Source organism: Nonomuraea sp. NPDC049758, assembly GCF_040674635.1.
Taxonomy (GTDB): domain Bacteria; phylum Actinomycetota; class Actinomycetes; order Streptosporangiales; family Streptosporangiaceae; genus Nonomuraea.
In genome coordinates, this window is the sequence record NZ_JBFAMZ010000015.1 from 57233 (window position 1) to 78256 (window position 21024).

The 21024-nt window shown below is 71.4% G+C and carries 20 protein-coding genes; 13 read left to right on the forward strand and 7 right to left on the reverse strand.

The features are described 5' to 3' along the window. The first annotated feature begins 98 nt into the window (after window positions 1–98). The 5 genes from groES to AB0J46_RS33690 all read left to right on the forward strand — a co-directional run bounded on the left by groES (window position 99) and on the right by AB0J46_RS33690 (window position 4785). The gene (groES, locus tag AB0J46_RS33670; protein WP_226899011.1) at window positions 99–413 is read left to right on the forward strand and encodes a co-chaperone GroES; all 315 of its coding nucleotides are present in this window, start codon (window positions 99–101) and stop codon (window positions 411–413) included. Between the two features lie 69 nt (window positions 414–482). Beyond that, the gene (gene groL / locus AB0J46_RS33675) at window positions 483–2102 is read left to right on the forward strand and encodes a chaperonin GroEL (protein WP_364338152.1); all 1620 of its coding nucleotides are present in this window, start codon (window positions 483–485) and stop codon (window positions 2100–2102) included. 367 nt (window positions 2103–2469) lie between these two features. Beyond that, a complete protein-coding gene (locus tag AB0J46_RS33680; RefSeq protein WP_364338154.1) occupies window positions 2470–3009 on the forward strand; it encodes a GNAT family protein in 540 nt (179 codons plus the stop codon). Window positions 3010–3952: 943 nt separating this feature from the next. Then, window positions 3953–4588 carry a sigma-70 family RNA polymerase sigma factor gene (locus AB0J46_RS33685; RefSeq protein WP_090930520.1) on the forward strand — a complete coding sequence of 212 codons (636 nt, stop codon included), beginning with the start codon at window positions 3953–3955 and terminating at the stop codon, window positions 4586–4588. Next, the gene (locus AB0J46_RS33690; protein ID WP_364338155.1) at window positions 4585–4785 is read left to right on the forward strand and encodes a hypothetical protein; all 201 of its coding nucleotides are present in this window, start codon (window positions 4585–4587) and stop codon (window positions 4783–4785) included. The genes AB0J46_RS33685 and AB0J46_RS33690 overlap by 4 nt, the downstream gene beginning before the upstream one ends. On the opposite strand, the gene AB0J46_RS33695 is transcribed toward AB0J46_RS33690, so the two are convergent. Then, the gene (locus AB0J46_RS33695; protein WP_090930411.1) at window positions 4746–5123 is read right to left on the reverse strand and encodes a DUF5319 domain-containing protein; all 378 of its coding nucleotides are present in this window, start codon (window positions 5121–5123) and stop codon (window positions 4746–4748) included. The two genes, AB0J46_RS33690 and AB0J46_RS33695, sit on opposite strands and share 40 nt — an antisense overlap. A 39-nt stretch (window positions 5124–5162) precedes the next feature. Further along, a complete protein-coding gene (locus AB0J46_RS33700; protein ID WP_364338156.1) occupies window positions 5163–6173 on the reverse strand; it encodes a LuxR C-terminal-related transcriptional regulator in 1011 nt (336 codons plus the stop codon). A gap of 435 nt (window positions 6174–6608) precedes the next feature. Here AB0J46_RS33700 and guaB point away from each other — a divergent pair, with 435 nt between their 5' ends. From guaB to AB0J46_RS33730, 6 genes are all read left to right on the forward strand, one after another. Next, entirely contained in the window at window positions 6609–8090 is a 1482-nt protein-coding gene (gene guaB, locus AB0J46_RS33705) for an IMP dehydrogenase (RefSeq protein WP_364338157.1), read from the forward strand. 4 nt (window positions 8091–8094) lie between these two features. After that, complete coding sequence (locus AB0J46_RS33710) at window positions 8095–9216, forward strand: GuaB3 family IMP dehydrogenase-related protein (protein ID WP_352362831.1); 1122 nt, start codon at window positions 8095–8097, stop codon at window positions 9214–9216. Window positions 9217–9409: 193 nt separating this feature from the next. Continuing rightward, window positions 9410–10621, forward strand: a complete 1212-nt coding sequence (locus AB0J46_RS33715) for an RNA polymerase sigma factor (RefSeq protein ID WP_364338158.1) — start codon at window positions 9410–9412, stop codon at window positions 10619–10621. A 1-nt stretch (window position 10622) separates the two neighbouring features. Further along, window positions 10623–11309 carry an SDR family oxidoreductase gene (locus tag AB0J46_RS33720; protein ID WP_364338159.1) on the forward strand — a complete coding sequence of 229 codons (687 nt, stop codon included), beginning with the start codon at window positions 10623–10625 and terminating at the stop codon, window positions 11307–11309. 37 nt (window positions 11310–11346) lie between these two features. Beyond that, window positions 11347–12123, forward strand: a complete 777-nt coding sequence (locus AB0J46_RS33725) for an aminoglycoside phosphotransferase family protein (RefSeq protein WP_364338160.1) — start codon at window positions 11347–11349, stop codon at window positions 12121–12123. Beyond that, the gene (locus AB0J46_RS33730) at window positions 12120–12554 is read left to right on the forward strand and encodes a GNAT family N-acetyltransferase (protein WP_364338161.1); all 435 of its coding nucleotides are present in this window, start codon (window positions 12120–12122) and stop codon (window positions 12552–12554) included. The genes AB0J46_RS33725 and AB0J46_RS33730 overlap by 4 nt, the downstream gene beginning before the upstream one ends. Here the strand turns inward: AB0J46_RS33730 and AB0J46_RS33735 are convergent. The 4 genes from AB0J46_RS33735 to AB0J46_RS33750 are packed head-to-tail and all read right to left on the reverse strand — an operon-like array spanning window position 12544 to window position 16283. Further along, window positions 12544–13368 (reverse strand): class II fructose-bisphosphate aldolase, encoded by an 825-nt coding sequence (locus tag AB0J46_RS33735; RefSeq protein WP_358282192.1) that lies wholly within the window; start codon window positions 13366–13368, stop codon window positions 12544–12546. The genes AB0J46_RS33730 and AB0J46_RS33735 overlap by 11 nt on opposite strands. Before the next feature lie 10 nt (window positions 13369–13378). After that, on the reverse strand, window positions 13379–14281 hold the full coding sequence (locus tag AB0J46_RS33740; protein ID WP_364338162.1) for a 1-phosphofructokinase family hexose kinase: 903 nt from the start codon (window positions 14279–14281) through the stop codon (window positions 13379–13381). Next, window positions 14281–15414 (reverse strand): N-acetylglucosamine-6-phosphate deacetylase, encoded by a 1134-nt coding sequence (gene nagA, locus AB0J46_RS33745; protein WP_364338164.1) that lies wholly within the window; start codon window positions 15412–15414, stop codon window positions 14281–14283. The genes AB0J46_RS33740 and nagA overlap by 1 nt, the downstream gene beginning before the upstream one ends. Beyond that, window positions 15411–16283, reverse strand: a complete 873-nt coding sequence (locus tag AB0J46_RS33750) for a sugar isomerase (RefSeq protein WP_364338165.1) — start codon at window positions 16281–16283, stop codon at window positions 15411–15413. The genes nagA and AB0J46_RS33750 overlap by 4 nt, the downstream gene beginning before the upstream one ends. 128 nt (window positions 16284–16411) lie before the next feature. On the opposite strand from AB0J46_RS33750, the gene AB0J46_RS33755 reads away from it, so the two are divergent. After that, the gene (locus tag AB0J46_RS33755; protein WP_358282199.1) at window positions 16412–17182 is read left to right on the forward strand and encodes a DeoR/GlpR family DNA-binding transcription regulator; all 771 of its coding nucleotides are present in this window, start codon (window positions 16412–16414) and stop codon (window positions 17180–17182) included. A gap of 70 nt (window positions 17183–17252) precedes the next feature. After that, complete coding sequence (locus AB0J46_RS33760; protein WP_352362815.1) at window positions 17253–18989, forward strand: glycerol-3-phosphate dehydrogenase/oxidase; 1737 nt, start codon at window positions 17253–17255, stop codon at window positions 18987–18989. Between the two features lie 36 nt (window positions 18990–19025). Here AB0J46_RS33760 and AB0J46_RS33765 read toward each other — a convergent pair whose 3' ends face one another. Continuing rightward, complete coding sequence (locus tag AB0J46_RS33765) at window positions 19026–21017, reverse strand: beta-propeller domain-containing protein (RefSeq protein ID WP_364338166.1); 1992 nt, start codon at window positions 21015–21017, stop codon at window positions 19026–19028. Window positions 21018–21024: the final 7 nt, after the last annotated feature.

Here is a 21024-nt window from a genome sequence, read left to right on the forward strand (position 1 = left end):
TGAGAGTGCCAACGTGCGACGAGGCAGGTCTGACACCCGCGACGGCAGGCCCCGCTGGTCGCCTCTTCTAGATCATTCAAATCTGAAGGGGAGGTCCGATCGTGACGACCGCCACCAAGGTTCCCGTTAAGCCGCTCGGCGACCGCATCGTGGTTCAGCCGCTTGAGGCAGAGCAGACCACCGCTTCCGGTCTGGTCATCCCGGACACCGCCAAGGAGAAGCCGCAGGAGGGCAAGGTCCTCGCGGTGGGCCCCGGCAACTGGGATGAGGACGGCGACAAGCGTATTCCGCTCGACGTCTCCGAGGGCGACGTCGTCCTCTACAGCAAGTACGGCGGCACCGAGGTCAAGTACGGCGGCGAGGAGTACCTCGTGCTCTCCGCCCGCGACGTTCTCGCGATCATCGAGAAGTAAGCCGGTTGTGTCGAGCCCCGGGCGCTCTTGAGGGCCCGGGGCTTTCGACGCCAGGAGAGGACTTTCAGCATGGCGAAGATCCTGCAGTTCGACGAGGACGCCCGTCGCGCGCTTGAGCGCGGTGTCAACGCCCTCGCGGACGCCGTGAAGGTAACCCTCGGCCCGCGTGGCCGTAACGTCGTCATCGACAAGAAGTTCGGTGCGCCGACGATCACGAACGACGGTGTGACCATCGCTCGTGAGATCGAGCTGGAGGAGCGCTACGAGAACCTCGGCGCCCAGCTCGCCAAGGAAGTTGCCACCAAGACCAACGACATCGCGGGCGACGGCACCACCACCGCCACCGTGCTGGCCCAGGCCATGGTCCGCGAGGGCCTGCGCAACGTGGCCGCCGGCGCCTCGCCGCTGTCGCTCAAGCGTGGCATCGACAAGGCCGCCAAGGAGATCAGCGACCGGCTGCTGGCCAGCGCGCGCGAGGTGGGCGACAAGAAGGAGATCGCCAACGTCGCCACCATCTCCGCCCAGGACGCCAAGATCGGCGAGCTGATCGCCGAGGCGTTCGACAAGGTGGGCAAGGACGGTGTCCTCACCGTCGAAGAGTCCAACGCCATGGGCATGGAGCTCGAGTTCACCGAGGGCATGCAGTTCGACAAGGGCTACCTGTCGGCCTACATGGTGACCGACCCCGAGCGCATGGAGTCCGTCCTGGAGGACGCGTACATCCTGCTCACCCAGGGCAAGATCTCCTCCATCGCCGACTTCCTGCCGCTGCTGGAGAAGATCGCCCAGACCAAGAAGCCGCTGCTCGTGGTCGCCGAGGACGTCGAGGGCGAGGCCCTGGCCGTCCTGGTCACCAACAAGATCCGCGGCACCTTCACCTCCGTGGCCGTCAAGGCCCCGGGCTTCGGTGACCGCCGCAAGGCGATGCTCCAGGACATGGCGATCCTCACCGGCGGCCAGGTCGTCAGCGAAGAGGTCGGCCTCAAGCTGGAGCACGTCGGCCTCGAGGTGCTCGGCACGGCCCGCCGCGTCGTCGTCACCAAGGACGCCACGACCATCGTCGACGGCGCCGGTGACCAGCAGGCGATCGAGGACCGCGTCAAGGAGATCAAGATTGCCATCGAGCAGTCCGACTCCGACTGGGACCGCGAGAAGCTGCAGGAGCGTCTGGCCAAGCTCGCCGGCGGTGTGTGTGTGCTGCGTGTCGGCGCCGCCACCGAGGTGGAGCTGAAGGAGAAGAAGCACCGCCTCGAGGACGCGATCTCCGCGACCCGCGCCGCGATCGAGGAGGGCATCGTCTCCGGCGGTGGCTCGGCCCTCATCCACGTGGGCAAGGAGCTCGACGACCTCGGCCTGACCGGCGACGAGGCCACCGGTGTCGGCGTCGTGCGCCGCGCGCTGGTCGAGCCGGCCCGCTGGATCGCCGAGAACGCCGGCCTGGAGGGCTACGTGGTGACCCACAAGGTCGCCGAGCTGCCCGCCGGCCAGGGCCTCAACGCCGCCACCGGCGAGTACGTCGACCTGATCGCCCAGGGTGTCATCGACCCCGTCAAGGTGACCCGGTCCGCGGTGCAGAACGCGGCTTCGATCGCGGGCATGCTCCTGACGACCGAGGCGCTCGTGGTGGACAAGCCCGAGGAGGAGGCTCCGGCCGCCGGCCAGGGCCACGGCCACGGTCACGGCCACTGACCCGCCTGTTTCCCCCGCGCCCGTACGGCCCGCCCGGTTCCCTCCGGCGCGGGCCGTCGGCTTCCCACGGCCCGTCCCGGTTCCCTCGGGTGCGGGCCGTCGGCTTTCCAGTGCCCGCCCCCGGTCTCGCCGGTGCGGGCCGTCGGCTTTCCATGGCCCGTCCCTGGTCTGGCGGATTCGACGGGGCGTTGCAACACGTGATCGGTTACTGGCCGCAGCCGGCCCAGCGACGGTGCGGACTCGCGGTGTCTTCGGACGCCGGGCGTTCCTCGGGCAGGCCGGACCGGCCCGCTTGAAGGAGGCCCAAGCACGGGCGCATTCGGCGATCTTCATGGCATCCTTTCGAGATATGCCCCCTACTCCGCCTGTGTCGGTCGAGCTGTCCACGGCGAAGTTCGTCCTCCGGCCGCCCAGTACGGCGGACGCTCCGGAGGTCCTGCGCCTTGCCAGGGACCCGGACGTGCTTCTCTGGAATCCCCGCTGCCGTATCGAGGACGAGGCCGCAGCCGTTGCGGACTGCCTCAAAGGCGCCGATTGGTCAGACGGAACGCACGCCACGTTCTCGATCCTCGACACCGGGTCCGGGCGCTACGTCGGCAACATCGCGCTGCATGGGCTTGACCTGGAGAACGCTCAGGCCCGGATCGGATACCGGATTGCGCCTTGGGCGCGCGGCCGTGGCGCCGCCACCGCATCCGTCCAGGCGGTCACGACATGGGCGACAACCACGCTGCAGCTCGCACGGATCGTCCTCACTCATGCCGTCGAGAATCACGCCTCGTGCCGGGTGGCGCAGAAGTCGGGGTTCGTGCTGGAAGGCGTGATGCGATCAGCGAAGAGGTTCGGTGACGGCCGGCTTCACGATGAACACCTCCATGCTGTCCTGGCCGCAGATCTGGCCCCTTGAACATCCCTCACCCGCCCGGCTACCAGGTCGGTGTGCCAGGGGTTCGGCGTGCCGCTCGCTGATCACGACCATGGGGTGCTGTAGCGGGCCGGCATGACCTGCTCTGGGCTCCAGTGCTTGTGCAGGTGCTCTTGCAGGTAGTCCCGTAACTCAAAGTTCTGCCCGATCTCGCTGGGGTTGGGGCGTGGGTGGGTGCCGCGCGTCGGCGCTGGCCTGGGGGCATGCGGTCGGTACTGGCCGTTGCCGGAGTGCCGGTTGCTGTGGGGCTCCTGGCTGATGGTCGAGGGCGCGTGTCCGAGCTTGCGTGCGATCTGGCGGAAGCGCCACCGATGAGATCGGAAGCGCCCACGTGCTTGCCGGTCGGGGGTACGGCCGTTACGTCACCGTCGGCCGGGGCGGGAGCTGATGCCGGCGATCTGGCACGCCTCCTGGTTGCTCAGACCCTGCTGCGCGAGCCGCAAGTATGCCGTCCGCTCGCGGGAAAGCGCCCTGCGACGACCAAGGGCAGCAAAGGCCGTTGGCTTCTCTCGGTCCGGTCCTGGGCCCGCCGACAGGACGTCTCGGCCCCTTCGGTGCGGATCGTTGGTTTCCAGGGGGCGTACCCAGGGCGGGGGCGGGGCCCCGGGGCGGTGGGCGGGCCGTGCGGGTAACGGAGACGGTGCTGGCGGGTTTCGGGGGGTGGGAAATGTGGGTGGGGCTTGTGGGGTGGAAGGGGGCGGGGGCGGGGGAAAATGGGGGAAGAGGTGGATTATTGGAGTAAACCGGTAGTGCCGGTTAAGCGTCGGGGTCTGGCAATTGTCGTGCATTTCGGCTTATGGAGTGAAACATTATGTCAGCTCATCAGGCTTAGTGTGGTCGGCTGATTACTGCTAGTTATCGTCGCTTCAATGTGACCAATCCGTAGCCGTTCGCCATGGGGACAGGCCCGATCAGTGCGGGCATCATGCCTATCGTGAGCGAGGGAAGCGTCGCCGACGCCAAAATTGGGGTAAGGCTCGCGTCGAGACTTCCGGCACGGACGGATGACTCCGACCTTAGGGAACTGACGAGCCTCGCCGTGCAGGGAGATCGCAGTGCGATCGAATCCCTGCTCGGGGAGTTGCGTCCCATGGTGGTGCGGTATTGCCGCGCCAGGCTGGGCAGGGTTTCAGGGCAATATCACATTGCCGATGACGTAGCCCAGGAGGTGTGCATCGCGGTGTTGTCCGCGCTGCCGCGATACCGGGACATGGGGCGGCCTTTCGCGTCCTTCGTGTTCGGGATCGCCTCGCACAAGGTGGCCGACGCGCTGCGCAGTTCGGTGCGCTCGGCCGTGCCCACCCAGGATCTGCCCGACGGGCCCGACGACGGCCCGGGGCCCGAGGAGACGGTGGTCCGCTACATCGAGGTCGAGCACGCGCGCAGGCTGCTGGCCAGGCTGCCCGACAACCAGCGGGAGTTGCTGCTGTTGCGGGTGGTGTCGGGGCTGTCTGCCGAGGAGACCGGTAATGTACTCGGTATGTCACCAGGTGCGGTCCGCGTAGCCCAGCATCGGGCGCTGGCCAGGTTGAGGCAGATGGCCGAGCTGGAGTCGGCTTGACGCCGGAGGACGAGCTCCATGCGCTTCTCGAGGCCGACGACCTGCTCAAGACCGACGAGCTGCTCGACACGGTCGCGCGGGGCCGGGCGCGGGACTCGTCCGACCCTGCGGTGCGGTTGCTGGGCGCGCTACTGGACGATGTCTCGGAGGAAGTCGATCAGCGGCGCTCCTCCGTGTCGATGACGCCGTCGACATAGCCTCGGGCGTACTCCCAGCTGACGTAGTCGGCGGGGTCGGGGTGGAAGGCCGGCTCGTGCACCTGGGGCTGGCCTTTCTCGATCATCTGGCGAAGGTTGCCGCGCAGCAGCTCCCAGTCGAAGAAGTGCTGCTCGCCGCACTCGGGGCAGTCGAGCACGAGGCCCAGCACCCCCTGCGGTTCGAGCAGGGAGCGAAAGACCTCGACGTCTGCCAGGTCGGTGATGGCCTCGTCGCGCTCGGCCGCGGTGAGTGGCTCGGCGTCGTCGAGAGCGCCCATCGCCGAGGACGGGTCGTTCGGGTCGTCCGCGAACGGGTCGCGGGGGACGTCTTCCAGCACCTTCCCACCATATGACCGAAGCGGCCCCGGCGGAGAGTATTAGCTGAGCCATCCCCGTCTGGCGGCCTCCACACCGGCGTGGAAGCGCGACTGCGCGCCCAGCTCGGCCATGGCGTCGGCGAACCTCGCGCGCACCGTACGGACGGAGACGCCGAGCTGGCGGGCGATGGAGTCGTCGCACACGCCCTGCGCGGCCAGGCGGAGCACCTGGACCATCCCGTCGCCCCTGCGCCCCCAGGGCAGCGGCACGGCCCGGCCCCAGAGCTCCTGGAACAGCGAGCGCAGCATGCCGACGACGATCGGCGTGCGCACCAGGTAGAAGTTGTAGGCGTGGTCGGGCAGGTTGCCGCCCCACAGGGCGGGCAGGCCGGCGACCTCGGGCCCGGCCGTCATGAACCAGCTCGGCACCCGGTCGAGCGTGCGCACCTTGCCGCCGGTGTCGAGGAGCCGGGTGAGCTGCTCGCGTACGCCCGGCAGGCTCAGCGTGGAGACCGGAATGATCGCCTGAACGGTAAGAAGTTGCCGTTTTTGCGCATCAATCCATGGGTCCGCAAATTTACGAACAAAGTCTGCCATTGTGCGCTCGTCCGGGATTGCGGTCAACAACTCCATGGGCGGCGATTGCACGGCTATGCCGACGACGCTCTCGTAGAGGACGTCCGCGCCGTTCACCATCTCCACCGGGAATGTGCCGCTCTGATAATCGCGGCCGGCGTCGTAGTCGTGGATCAGACCGCGGATGGAGCCGAGCGCGGAGTCGATCCTGCGGCTCTCCTCGGCCAGCCGGTCGAGCCGCTCGGCGATGACCCGGCCGAGCGCCGCCGCCGGGTGCCTGGCCAGGTACTCGCCGGACCGCTCGTCGACCACCCCCAGCCTGACCAGGTCGTCGAGCTGGCGGCCGACCTTCTCGACGGGGCCGTCCATGGCCTGGGCGAGGTCGGTGCGCGTGGCCCTGTGCAGGCGTAGCAGCGCCGTGTAAAGGGCGGTCTGCGCCGGGTCGAGGCCCAGCGTCTCGAAGGGCTCTGCGACGCGCCTGGGCTGGTTACGCATTATGGGCGGCTCCGTCGGGGGGACACGGGCGTGCCGCGAGGATAACCCCGTACCGCCTGCGTGTCCGGGGCTTGCCGGGGAAACGTCGGCGGAACGTGCAACTTCGTGCAATTGCACGTTTTCACATTGCGTCGTGCCGTTGAGTGACGCAGGCTTTACCTAGCGTCGGCACCCTGAAGCGGGGCCTTGCGGCAGCCGCCATCAGGACGCGGAGGGGGGTTCGGTGGCGTGAACACGCCGCCAGGCCTGGGTGCCGGTGGCCGGGGGATGGGACGGATCACCGACCGTCCCATCCCCTTGCACTTTGCGCGTTCCGGACGGCGAGGCCGGGCGCACGACGGGGCGTGGGGCCGTCGTGCTCCCGGCTTCGTTGCGTTTTGGAGGCAGGCCCTAGACTTAGGTCAATCAGCGCAGAGGTCAGGAGGGGGCCGAGGCATGTCCAAGTTCACCGAGATGGGTTTGACCTTCGACGACGTGCTGCTGGTGCCCGGCTACTCCGATCTCCAACCAGGTGAGGCCGACACCAGATCCCGTCTGTCACGGGACATCACGCTGTCCATCCCGCTCGTCTCCGCGGCCATGGACACCGTCACCGAGGCCCGCATGGCGGTCGCCATGGCGCGCCAAGGCGGCATCGGCATCCTCCACCGCAACCTGTCGGTCGAGGAGCAGGCCCAGCAGGTCGACCTGGTCAAGCGGTCCGAGGCCGGCATGGTGACCAACCCGGTGACCTGCAGCCCCGACGACACGCTGGCCGACGTCGAGCGGCTGTGCGCGACGTACCGGATCTCCGGCGTGCCGGTGACGGACGTGGCGGGCACGCTGGTCGGCATCGTGACCAACCGCGACATGCGCTTCGAGACCGACCAGACCCGTCCGGTGCGCGAGGTCATGACCAAGATGCCGCTGGTCACCGCGCCGGTGGGGGTCTCGCGCGACGACGCGTTCGCGCTGCTGCGGCAGAACAAGATCGAGAAGCTTCCCCTGGTCGACCCCGACGGCAGGCTGCGCGGCCTGATCACGGTGAAGGACTTCACCAAGAGCGAGCAGTACCCGCTGTCCACCAAGGACGCCGACGGCCGCCTGCTGGTCGGCGCGGCCGTGGGCGTCGGCGGCGACGCCGAGCTGCGGGCCAAGGCGCTGATCGAGGCCGGGGTCGACGTCGTCGTCGTGGACGTGGCCCACGGTCACTCCAAGGGCCTGGCCGACATGATCGCCAAGCTCAAGGCCAACAGCCAGGTCCAGGTCATCGGCGGCAACATCGCGACCAGGGTGGGCGCCCAGATGCTGGTCGACGCGGGCGCCGACGCGGTCAAGGTCGGCGTCGGCCCCGGCTCCATCTGCACCACCCGCGTGGTGGCCGGCGTGGGCGCGCCGCAGGTCACGGCCATCCACGAGGCGTCCAAGGCGTGCGCACCGGCCGGGGTGCCGGTGATCGGCGACGGCGGCCTCCAGTACTCCGGCGACATCGTCAAGGCCATCGCGGCCGGCGCCGACACGGTCATGCTGGGCTCGCTGCTCGCCGGCTGCGAGGAGTCGCCGGGCGAGCTGATCTTCATCAACGGCAAGCAGTTCAAGTCGTACCGGGGCATGGGGTCGCTCGGCGCGGTGCGCAACCGCGAGCGCGGCGGCACCTCCTTCAGCAAGGACCGCTACGCGCAGGCCGACGTCGGCGGCGACGACAAGTACATCCCCGAGGGCATCGAGGGGCAGGTGCCCTACCGCGGGCCGGTCGCGGCCGTCGCCCACCAGCTCATCGGCGGGCTGCGCCAGGGCATGTGGTACGCCGGCTGCCGCACGATCGAGCAGATGCACACCGACTGCGAGCTCATGCCGATCACGGCAGCGGGCCTCAAGGAGAGCCACCCCCACGACATCCAGATGACCGTGGAAGCTCCGAACTATCACAGAAGGTAAGTTCATGACTCAGCAGGTGGAGATCGGCCGGGGCAAGACCGGGCGGAGGGCGTACGCGCTCGACGAGATCGGGCTCGTGCCCTCGCGACGCACCCGTGACCCGGAAGAGGTGTCGATCGCCTGGCAGATCGACGCCTACCGGTTCGAGCTGCCCGTCGTCGTCGCCCCCATGGACAGCGTGGTCTCGCCCGCCACCGCGATCGAGATCGGCCGGCTCGGCGGCCTGGCCCCCCTCGACCTCGAAGGGCTCTGGACGCGCTACGAAGACCCGTCCCCGCTGCTGGAGGAGTGCGCCGCCCTCGACGCCGCGGCCGCGACCCGGCGGCTCCAGGAGATCTACGACGCGCCGATCAAGGAGGAGCTGATCGGGCGCCGGATCGAGGAGATCCGGGCGTCCGGGGTGACGACGGCCGTCCGGCTGTCGCCGCAGCGCACGGTCCAGTACCACAAGGCCGTGATCGACGCCGGCGTGGACATCTTCGTCATCCGCGGCACCACCGTCTCGGCCGAGCACGTCTCGGGCCGCGCCGAGCCGCTCAACCTCAAGCAGTTCATCTACGAGCTCGACGTGCCGGTCATCGTCGGCGGCTGCGCCACCTACACCGCGGCGCTGCACCTGATGCGCACGGGCGCGGCGGGCGTGCTGGTCGGCTTCGGCGGCGGCGCCTCGCACACCACCCGCAACGTGCTGGGCGTGGCCGTGCCGATGGCCACCGCGATCTCCGACGTGGCCGCGGCGCGCCGCGACTACATGGACGAGTCCGGCGGCCGGTACGTGCACGTGATCGCCGACGGCGGCATGGGCACCTCGGGCGACATCGCCAAGGCCATCGCGTGCGGGGCCGACGCCGTCATGGTGGGCTCGCCGCTGGCCAGGGCGTCCGAGGCCCCCGGCCACGGCTTCCACTGGGGCTCCGAGGCCCACCACCCCGACCTGCCGCGCGGCCGTCGCGTGGAGTTCGGCACGGTCGGGACGCTGGAGCAGATCCTGCACGGCCCCTCCAGCGTGGCCGACGGCTCGATGAACCTGATGGGCGCGCTCAAGCGCACGATGGCCTCCACCGGTTACTCCGACATCAAGGAGTTCCAGCGGGTCGAGGTCGTGGTCGCGCCGATCCAGCGCTGACCGGCGGCTGACCGACGTCTACGACGGCTCCCGGGGGTTGCGACCTCCGGGAGCCGCTGCTTTCCGGGTCCTCACCGGCCCGCCGGAGCCGACTGCTTTCCGGGGGCCTCACCGGCTCGCCGTGTCGAATCGGGACAACGCCGTTCGTGTAGAACGTGCAAGGTGACGCGCGTGTCGGCGAGGTGGTTGCAGGATGTCCGATCAGGTCGAACAGGCCTTCCGGGAGGAGTACGGCCGGGCGGTGGCGGTGCTCGTCCGCGTGTTCGGTGACATCGACGTCGCCGAGGAGGCCGTGCAGGAGGCGTTCGCGATCGCGCTGCGGCAGTGGCCGCAAGCCGGCCCGCCGCCGAGCCCGGCCGGCTGGATCATCACGACCGCCAGGAACCGGGCCGTCGACCGGCTGCGCAGGGAGTCGGGCCGCCACGACAAGTACGTGCAGGCGGCGCTGCTGCACGCCAGGGACGAGCCCGTCGAGGAGGGGCCCGTACGGGACGAGCGGCTGCGACTGATCTTCACCTGCTGCCATCCGGCGCTCGCCCCGCACGCGCGGGTGGCGCTCACGTTGCGGCTGCTCGGCGGGCTGACCACGGCCGAGATCGCGCACGCGTTCCTGGTGCCCGAGGCGACCATGGCCCAGCGGCTGGTCAGGGCCAAGAGCAGGATCCGGCAGGCGGGGATCCCGTACCGGGTGCCGGCGGCGGCGGACCTGCCGGACCGGCTGCGCGCGGTGCTGGCGGTGATCTACCTGATCTTCAACGAGGGGTACACGGCCAGTTCGGGCGAGCGGCTGGTGCGCGAGGACCTGTGCGCGGAGGCCGTCCGGCTCGGCCGCCTGCTCGCCGAGCTGATGCCGGACGAGCCCGAGGTGTGGGGCCTGCTGGCGCTGATGCTGCTGGTCCAGGCGCGCCGGGCGGCGCGCACCGCGGGCGGCGGCGAGCTGGTGCCGCTGCCCGAGCAGGACCGCGCCCTGTGGGACCGCGCGCTGGTCGAGGAGGGGCAGGCGATCGTCCGGCGCTGCCTGCGGTGGGGGCGGCCGGGGCCCTACCAGGTGCAGGCCGCCATCAACGCCGTGCACGGCGACGCGGCGAGCGCGGGGGAGACCGACTGGCGGCAGATCGTCCAGCTCTACGACCTGCTGCTGGCGTTCACGCCGGGGCCGGTCGCGGCGTTGCACCGCGCGGTGGCGGTGGCCGAGGCGGAGGGCCCCGAGGCGGGGCTGGCGCTGGTGGAGGGGCTGGAGGTGACAGGCTATTACCTGTTCCACGCCGTACGGGCCGACCTGCTGCGGCGGCTGGGACGCGACGAGGAGGCGGCGCGGGCGTACGGCGAGGCCATCGCCCGTGCGGGCAACGAGGTCGAGCGGGAGTTCCTGCGGCGCAGGCGCGCGACGTTGAGGGGGACGTGAGATGGACCGGGTGTGCGTGGTCACGGGGGCCAACCGGGGGATCGGGCTGGAGGTGGCCAGGCAGCTCGCGGCGGCGGGCGACACGGTGGTGCTGACCGCCAGGGACGAGCGCAAGGCCGTCGAGGCGGCGGCCGGGATCGGCGGCCAGGTGCTGGCGCGGCGGCTCGACGTCGCCGACGAGCGGTCGGCGGCGGAGCTGGCGGGGGAGCTGGAGAAGACCCATGGGCGGGTCGACGTGCTGGTCAACAACGCCGCCATCCACTACGACACCTGGCAGCGGGCCTGCGACGCGGACCTGGGCGTGGTGTCGGAGGCGCTGGAGACGAACCTGCTGGGCGCCTGGCGGGTCACGCTCGCGCTGCTGCCGCTGTTGCGCGGCAGCGCGCACGGCCGGATCGTCAACGTCTCCAGCGAGATCGGCTCGCTGGCCTCGATGGGCGGCGGCACGCCCGCGTACACGGTGTCGAAGACGGCGCTGAACGCGCTGACCAGGATGCTCGCGGCCGAGCTGCGCGGGGACGGCATCCTGGTCAACGCCGTCTGCCCGGGGTGGGTGGCGACCGACATGGGCGGCCCCGGCGGGCGGCCGGTCGCCGAGGGCGCGCGGAGCGTGTTGTGGGCGGCGGACCTGCCCGGCGACGGGCCGACCGGCGGCTTCTTCCGCGACGGCCGATCCATCCCGTGGTGACGGGCTTGTAGGGCAGGCGGCCGTATCCTGCCGTAGCATGGCCGATCTCGTGCACACCCACGTCCTCGACATCGACGGCGACATCGTCACCAAGCGCTACGTCGACGGCAAGGAGGGCGCGGCCGAGCGCGAGTGGCGGGCGCTCACCCTGCTGGCCGAGCACGCCCCGGGCCTGTCCCCGCGGCCGATCGCCTTCGAGGACGGCGTCGTCCGCATGACCCGGATCGACGGCGTGCCCCTGCGCGGCCTGGCCGCCGGGGAGGCGCCGCTGACCGCCATGGCCGAGGCGCTCACGCAGCTGTACGAGGCAGTCCCGCCCGGCGTGCTGGCGGCCGTCCCGGTACGCCCGTGGCAGGTCGAGGCGGTCAGCGGCCAGGTCATGGAATGGCTGGCCGCCTGGCGGCCCCGCGGTCCGGAGGCCGACCGCGCGGCCGAGGAGGGCCTGCGCTGGCTGGCGGGCTGGCGTCCGGGGGAGTCGGGCGTACGGCCGGCGTTCGGGGCGGGCGACGGCAACCTGGCGAACTTCCTGTGGGACGGCACGCGCGTGCGCATCGTCGACTTCGAGGACTCCGGGCGCAGCGACCTGGCCTTCGAGCTGGCCGAGCTGTCCGAGCACGTCTCGATGTGGGTGGACGGCGAGGTGGAGATCGCCGACCGGTTCGAGCTGAGCGGCCCGCAGGCGCGCCGGCTGCGCGACTGCCGCAGGCTGCAGAGCCTGGTCTGGCTGTTCCTGCTCTCGCACGACAGCCCGCGCAATCCGCCCGGCACCTTCGATCGTCAGGTCGACAGGGTGCTGCGATCATTGGGGGCATGAGACTGGCGCAGGAGGCCGACAGGGCCGCCGTCGAGCAACTCGTCCATGACGCCTACCAGCCATGGGCCGAGATCATCGGCACCCGGCCGCTGCCCATGGAGGCCGACTACGCGGCCCTCATCGCCGCGGGCCGGGTGCACGTCACCGACGGCCTCGAAGGGCTGGTCGTGCTCATCCCGGAGGAGGGCGCGCTGCTGGTGGACAACGTGGCGGTGCGGCCCGACCTGCACGGCAGGGGCATCGGCCGGGGCCTGCTGGCCTACGCCGAGCGGGAGGCCGCCCGGCTCGGCCTGCCCGCCCTGCGCCTCTACACCAACGTCAAGATGGCCTCGAACATCGCGCTGTACACCTCGCTCGGCTACGCCGAGATCGGCCCGGCCGACCTCGACGGCCGGTCGGCCGTGGTGATGCGCAAGGAGCTCAGCCGGTGAGCACGCCCAGCAGGTGACTCACCTCGCGGGCCACGGCGTCGCGGCCCGCGTTGAGGTATTTGCGGGAGTCGACCACCCGCTCGTCGTGGGCCAGGTAGTCGCGGACGGCCCGGGTGAACGCCTTGTTCAGGTGGGTGGCGATGTTGATCTTCTTCATGCCGTTGGCCACCGCCTCGCGCAGCACGTCGTCGGGCACGCCGGACGAGCCGTGCAGCACCAGCGGCACCGGCACTGCCGCCCGCAGCTCGGCGATGAGCTCCAGGTCGAGCACGGCGTCCTTGGTGGTCATGGCGTGCGAGGTGCCGACGGCCACGGCGAGCGCGTCGACGCCGGTCCTGGCGACGTAGTCGACCGCCTCGTGGGGCTTGGTGCGGGCGCCGGGGGCGTGCACGCCGTCCTTGCCGCCGACCTCGCCGAGCTCGGCCTCCACCCAGACGCCGCGCTCGTGGCACCAGGCCGCCACCTCGGCCGTGGCCGCCACGTTCTCCTCGTCGGGCAGGGCGGAGGCGTCGTACATCACCGAGCCGAGGCCCAGCGTCACCGCCTCCTCCACCAGCGCGCGGTCGGTGGCGTGGTCGAGGTGGACCGCGACCGGCACCTCCGCGCGGCGCGCGACGGCCAGCGCGGCCAGCGCGACGGGTTCGAGCGCGCCGTGGTAGCGCACGCAGTTCTCGCTGATCTGCAGCACGACCGGCAGGCCGAGCGCCTCGGCGCCGGCCACGATCGCGGTGGCGTGCTCCAACTGGATCACGTTGAACGCGCCCACCCCTGCGGGGGACTGCCGGACGATGTCGCCGATTCCGGCGAGGGCCATGACGAGCTCCTTACGTGATGATGATCTGGGGGTGTATGTCGGCGTAGACCTCGCCGTCGAAGTCGCCGGCGACCGGCGCGGCCACGGCGGCCGCGCCCAGCGCCGCGGCCCGCCGCAGCCGGTCGGGCCACGGGGAGCCCTCGACCAGGCCCAGCGCGAGCCCCGCGACCAGCGAGTCGCCGGCCCCGGTCGGGTTTCCCCGCACGGTGTAGGGCATCCGCGCCCGGAAGGTGCCCTCGCCCGTCACGGCGAGCAGCCCGTCGGCGCCCATGGAGACGACCACGGCCTCGGCCCCCCGCTCGCGCAGCGCCTGGGCGCCCTCTTCGGGGGTGCCGCCGGGAACCGCCCTGGCCAGCTCCTCGGCGTTGGGCTTGACGACGGCCGGACGGCCCTGCGGCGCGTGCCGCAGCGGGTCGCCGTCGGCGTCGACGATGGCCGGCACGCCCGCGCGGGCGGCGGCGGCGGCCAGCGTCGCGTAGAAGTCGGCGGGGACGCCGCGCGGCAGGCTGCCGGAGACCACCACCGCGTCGGCCTCGGCCAGCAGCGACCTGTAATGCTCCACGAACGCGGCCAGCTCGGCCGCGGTCACCTCGGGGCCGGGCTCGTTGAAGAGCGTGGCCCCGCCCGGCTCGGAGACCACCAGCGTGGTGCGGGACTCGGCGGCGATGCCGGTCAGCGCGGCGGGCAGCCCCGCGGCTTGCAGGTCGTGCTCGATCGCGCGGCCCGTGGGCCCGCCCGCCAGCCCCGTGACCAGGACCTCCTGGCCGAGTGCGGCCAGCACGCGGGCCACGTTGACGCCCTTGCCGCCGGCCCGCCGGTGGACGGCGCCGACCCGGTTGACGCCGTCCCAGGCGACGGACGGGACCTCGTAGGTCACGTCGAGCGCGGCGTTGAGCGTCACGGTGATGATCATCAGGGCTCCGAGATCCAGTCGCCGTTCTTCATCACGCCGTCGACCTCCAGCTCGCCGGAGAGCACCACCAGGTCGGCCGCCTTGCCGACGGCGATCGAACCGATCTCCTCGGCCAGGCCGAGCACCCTGGCGGGGGTCAGCGAGGCCACCTGGACCGCGTCCGGCAGCGACATGCCCAGCTCGCGCACCCCGCGGCGGAAGGCGGCGTCCATGGTGAGGGTGGAGCCCGCGATCGAGCCGCCCTCGACCAGCCTGGCCACGCCGTCGGTCACGCGCACCCGCATGGGGCCGAGCACGTAGTCGCCGTCGCCGAGGCCCGTGGCGGCCATCGCGTCGGTGATCAGCACCGTCCGGCCGGGACCGGCCACCTCGTAGGCCAGGCGCAACATCGCCGCGTGCACGTGGACGCCGTCGTTGACCAGCTCGACCGTGACGCGCTCGTCCTCCAGCAGGGCGGCGATCGGGCCGGGCGCGCGGTGGCCGAGCTGCGGCATCGCGTTGTAGAGGTGGGTGGCGACGGTGGCGCCCGCCTCGATGGCGGCGATCGCCTGGTCGTAGTCGGCGTCGCTGTGGCCGAGCGCCGCGATCAGGCCCTCGCCGACGGCCGTGCGGATCGTGTCGAGGCCGCCGGGCAGCTCGGCGGCGACGGTGACCATGCGCGCGTGCCCGCGCGCGGCCTTGACCAGCGCCGACAGCTCCTGCGGCGACGGCTCGCGCAGCAGGGCCGGGTTGTGCGCGCCGCAGCGGGCCTTGGCGATGTACGGCCCCTCGAAGTGGATGCCCGCCAGCAGCCCCTCCTCGCACAGCTCGGCCAGCGAGGAGGCGGCCCTGGACAGCTCGTCGAGCGCGTCGGTGACCAGGCTGGCCATCATCGTGGTCGTGCCGTGCCGCCGGTGCAGGGCCACGGCGTCGCGGGCCTTGTCCTGGTCGCCGGTCGGGAAGGACCCGCCCGCGCCGCCGTGGTTGTGGATGTCGACGAACCCGGGGACGACGTGCCGCCCCCCGAGGCTCAGGCCGGGGCTGGGGGCCGATCCGTGGCCGACATGCGTGATGCGGCCGTCTTCGATGGTCAGCCACCCTTCGTGCACCCCTTCGGGGGTCACGATCCGGGCGTCGGCGAGAGTGAGGCTCATGAAGAAAGGATCACAGATCGCGTGAGGTGCATGGGCTCGTCGGGGTTCAGCCCACGGGCGAAGGCCCGCGCGACGGCCACCCGCTGGGCGCGCACCAGCTCGGCCATGGGGTCGAGGCCGCTCTCGAAGAACGTGCCGCCGGTCGCCTCGACCTGCTCGCGCAGGCCCTCGGGGGCGGTGCCGAGCATCCACGTGACGCGGCCGGGGCCCGCGATGCTGATCGGGCCGTGCCGGTACTCCATCGCCGGGTACGCCTCCGTCCACGACCGGGACGCCTCGCGCATCTTGAGCGCGGCCTCCTGGGCCAGGCCGACCGACCAGCCGCTGCCAAGGAAGCTGAACTGCTCGGCCTCGACGAGCTCGGCGGGCAGCGGCTCGGCCAGGGCCCGCTCGGCGTCGGCGATCGCGCCGGTCAGGTCCTCGCCGAGGCTGGCGCGGAGCATGGCGAGCTGGGTGGTGGCGAAGCGGGTCTGCACGACGGAGCTCTCGTCGGCGTAGTCGAGCACGATGATCTCGTCGGCGGCCGTCATGACCGGCGTCTTCGGGTCGGCGGTGATGGCCGTCGTGCGGGCGCTCGTCCGGGACAGCAGCTCCAGCACCTCGGTCGTGGTGCCGGACCGGGTCAGCGCGAGCACCCTGTCGTAGGAGCGGCCGACCGGCGCCTCGGACGCGGCGAACGCGTCCGTCTCGCCCAGGCCGGCCCGCTCGCGCAGCGTGGCGTAGGCCATCGCGATGAACCAGGACGTGCCGCAGCCGACGACGGCCACCCGCTCGCCGGGCTCGGGCAGCGCGCCCGCGGGCACGTCGGCCACCGCGCGGCGCCAGCAGGACGGCTGGGACTCGATCTCGGCTTCGGTATGGGTGGTCACCGCGTTCCTCCCCGTTGGTGTTTGTTTCTGCCTTTTTTATACAGTAAAAGCGCAGTTTTGTGCAGTGGTCGCCCTCACCTCCCCGCCTGTGCCACGCTTGATCCCGTCCGGATCTCATTGGAGGCTTCGTGTCCCGCTACGATCGCTGGAACGCCATCCTGGAGCTGCTCGCCCAGGAGGGCAGGCTGTCGGTGGAGGAGGCCGCCCAGGCGCTCGACGTCTCGACCGCCACGATCCGGCGTGACTTCGACCAGCTCGCCCAGCAGCAGATGCTCATGCGCACGCGCGGCGGAGCCGTCGCCCAGAGCGTCAGTTACGACCTGCCGCTGCGCTACAAGACGGCCAGGCACGCCGACGAGAAACACCGCATAGCGGCCGCGGCGGCCGACCTGGTGAGCGCGGGCGCCGTGGTCGGGCTCAACGGCGGCACCACCACCTCAGAGCTGGCCCGCACCCTCGCCACGCTGTCCACGCTGGAGAGCGGGTTCACGATCGTCACCAACGCCCTGAACATCGCCGCCGAGCTGACCGTGCGGCAGCACGTCAAGATCGTGGTCACCGGCGGGGTGGCCAGGCAGCAGTCGTACGAGCTGATCGGGCCGCTGGCCTCGGGCGTGCTCGAACAGGTCACCCTCGACGTGGCCTTCCTCGGCGTCGACGCGATCGACGTCGAGCTGGGCGCCTCGGCCCACCACGAGGGCGAGGCCAGCGTGAACAACCTGCTGATCAGCCGGGCCGCCCAGGTCGTGGTGGTGGCCGACTCCTCCAAGGTGGGCCGGCGGGCCTTCTCCCGCATCTGCCCGATCGAGCAGATCGACACGCTGGTCACCGACGAGCGGCTCTCCGACGAGCTCACCGGCCGGCTCACCGACGCGGGCGTCAAGGTCGTACGCGCCTGAGCCGTCCCTTGCGTTACATGGAACCGGGCGAACGGGTAGGTACTGACCGCAGTCGACGCAAGGGGAGACGATGACGGCGGGTAGGAGCGTGGCCCGGCTCGGGCCCACCGAGCGCGCGGCGGCGCTGGCGGAGATGTCCGCCCAGGAGTTCGACGTGGTCGTGGTCGGCGGCGGCGTGGTGGGGGCGGGCACCGCGCTCGACGCCGCCACCCGGGGCCTCGACGTGGCCCTGCTGGAGGCCCGCGACTTCGCCTCCGGCACCTCGTCGCGCTCGTCCAAGCTCATCCACGGTGGCCTGCGCTACCTGGAGCAGCTCAACTTCGACCTGGTGCGCGAGGCGTTGCAGGAGCGGGCGCTGCTGCTCCAGCGCCTGGCGCCGCACCTCGTCCGGCCGGTGCCGTTCCTGTTCCCGATGACCCATTTCGGCTGGGAACGCGGCTACGTGGGCGCCGGCGTGGCGCTCTACGACACGCTCGGCTTCGCCTCCGGGGTCACCCGCGGGGTGCCGGGCCATCGGCATCTGTCCAGGTCACGGGCGCTGCGGCTGGCCCCGGCGCTGAAGAAGAGCGCACTCACCGGCGCCGTCCAGTACTGGGACGCCCAGGTCGACGACGCCCGCTACGTGATGACCATGCTGCGCACCGCCGCCACGTACGGCGCCCGGATCGCACCACGCGCCCAGGTGGTCGGGTTCCTGCGGGAGGGCGAGCGGGTCACCGGCGTGCGGGCGCGCGACCTGGAGACCGGCGCCGAGTTCGACGTACGCGCCCAGCAGGTCGTCAACGCCACGGGCGTGTGGACCGACGACATCCAGGAGCTGGTCGGCGGGCGCGGCCAGATCCACGTACGGGCCTCCAAGGGCATCCACCTGCTGGTGCCGCGCGACCGCATCCACTCCCGCACCGGCATCATCCTGCGCACGGAGAAGTCGGTGCTGTTCGTGATCCCGTGGGGCCGCCACTGGATCATCGGCACCACCGACACCGAGTGGACGCTCGACAAGGGCCATCCGGCGGCCTCCCGCGCCGACATCGACTACCTGCTCGACCACGTCAACGCCGTGTTGTCGGTGCCGCTGACCCGCGACGACGTCGAGGGCGTCTACGCCGGGCTGCGTCCGCTGCTGTCGGGGGAGTCCGACGAGACGTCGAAGTTGTCGCGCGAGCACGTCGTGGCGCATCCGGTGCCGGGGCTGGTGATGATCGCCGGCGGGAAGTACACGACGTACCGGGTCATGGCCCGCGACGCGGTGGACGCGGTGGCGCACGGGCTCGACCAGCGGGTGCCGCGCTCGTGCACCGACCGCATCCCGCTGGCCGGGGCCGAGGGCTACCAGGCGCTGTGGAACTCCCGCTACCGCCTCGCCCACACCTCGGGCCTGCATGTCGCCCGGATCGAGCACCTGCTCCAGCGCTACGGCTCGCTCATCGACGAGGTGCTGCAGCTGATCGAGGACGATCCGTCGCTGGGCCGGCCGCTGGCCGGGGCCGACGACTACCTGCGGGCCGAGATCGTCTACGCCGCCACCCACGAGGGCGCCAGGCACCTCAACGACGTGCTGACCAGGCGCACGCACATCTCCATCGAGACCTTCCACCGCGGCCTGGCCGTGGCGCAGGAGGCCGCCGAGCTGCTGGCCGGGCCGCTCGGCTGGGACGCCGAGCAGGTGAAGCGCGAGGTGGAGTACTACACCAAGCGCGTCGAGGCCGAGCGGCGCTCCCAGGAGCAGGACTCCGACCAGGAGGCCGACGCCATCCGGCTGGGCGCCCCCGAGATCGTGCCCGTGGTCGCGCCGGAGCGCGGGTGACCGTTCCGGCGGACCGGTCACCCGCCCGCACGGGGGTCAGCGCAGCGGGATCCAGGCCTGACGGGCCAGCGTCGTGGCGTCGTTGACCTGGAGGCCGTCCCAGGACAGCGTCCAGAGGGCGTCGCCGATGACGATCGAACGCTGGATGCCGGGCTGGTAGGTGTAGTCCTTGTCCTGGTGGGTGGGGTGCTTGATCATGCCGAGCCGCTTCACTGCCGAGTCGTCGATCTTCAGCACGAGCGCGCCCGACTCCTTGGGGGTCATCAGCGGGAGCACCGACAGGCCGGTCTTCGGCCAGTACAGGAACGCGTGCGGGTCCCACTCGGCCTCGGAGCCCGACTCCTTCTGGAAGAGCTGCGACAGCCTGCGCGGGGCGGCCGGGTCGCTGACGTCGAACAGCGAGACCTGCGTGCCGAGCGTCCTGCCCTTGTCGCTGGCCTCCTGGCCGATGCCGATCAGCCGGCCGTCCGCGCCGGGGTGCAGGTAGGCCGAGTAGCCGGTGATCTTCAGCTCGCCGGTCACCTTGGGGGCGGCCGGGTCGCGCAGGTCGAGCGTGTAGAGCGGGTCCACCTGCTTGAACGTCACGACGTAGCCCACCGGGCCGATGAACCGGACCGAGTAGATGCGCTCGCCCTTCCCGAGGCCGCCGACCTCGCCGGCCTTGGCCATGGTGGCGGCGTCGAGCACGTACACACTGCTGGCGCTGTTCTTGCCGTCGGTGGAGCTGAGGGTGGTGGCGACGCGGAGGTGGCCCTCGTACTCCGACAGCGAGTACTGGTTCAGCAGGCGGCCGGGGACCTTGCCGGAGGCCACGTACGAGGGGGCGCCGGCGGCGCTGATGTCGAACCGGTGGACCTCGGTCTCCTCGGGCGGCGCCGTGGGGGTGGGCTCGGGCTCGGAGGTGGCGGGCGTGGCCGGGGCGCTGCTCGTCACGGCCGGATCGCTCGGGGTGGGCTCGACGGCCGGGGCGGCGCCGTCGGTGGCCGTCGGCACGGGCTCGACCGGCATCGGCTCGGTGACCACCGGGAACCACCAGCGGGGGTTGCTGGCGACGTACAGGCTCGTGCCGCTGCCGTAGACGGTGTCGCCGTCGGCGGCCAGGCTGATGGGCTCGGTGCCGGTCGCGGCGACGTCCTGGGTCAGGTCGATGCTGTGGACGGTGAGCAGCGAGGTGCCGGTGTAGTCGGCGGGGTGGCTGACCCGCTCGCACCTGACCGTGTCCTTCTTGACCGCGCCGGACGCGCCGGTGATCTCGACCGTGGGCAGCCAGGCGGACAGCGGCGCCCGCCGGACGACGTCCTGGTTGGCCTTCTTGCGGTCGGCCTCGGAGGCGTCCGGGCTCTTGGGCTCGGGGAAGGTGATGTCGGGCTGGCTGCGGGTGACGAGCCGGACCGTGGAGCCGATCATCCTGGCGTCCACGTACGAGCCCTGCGCCCGGATCGTGCTGAGCACCTTCGGCTGCCCGGCCAGGTCGACCACGACGTAACGGGTCTCGCCGGGCGGCGCGAAGGACTTCACCATGATGTCGCCGCCGCGGAACAGCACCAGCGCGCGGTCGCCGGAGAGCAGCAGGTCGGCGGGGGCGAAGGTCGGCTCGTCCTTCTTGGTGAGCTTGAGCGAGGCGGTGACCTTCTTGGTCGCGGTGTCGATGACCCGCAGGGTGCCGTCCACGACCGTGACGATCCGGTTGCCGTCGGTCTTGACCAGGTCGGGCTCGTCCACGCCCGCCTCGTGCACGTTCGTGGTGGAGTGCTCGGGGGTGTCGGAGGTGGTCTTCGCCCGCGCGGTGGCGGCGGTGTCCTCCATGTACATGATCTGCGGGCCGCCGAACCCCCACGGGCCGACGTTCTCCGCGGCGTGCTCCCGCAGGCCCGACAGCATGTCGTCGCAACTGTCGTAGGCGACCAGGCGGACGGCGTCGAGCGTGACCTTCGGCACGGGCGCCTGGCCCGTGGCCGCCGAGGTGCAGGCCGTCGTGGCCATGGCGAGGGCCGCGGCGGTCACGGCCGTACGGAACAGCGTCTTCATGACCTCC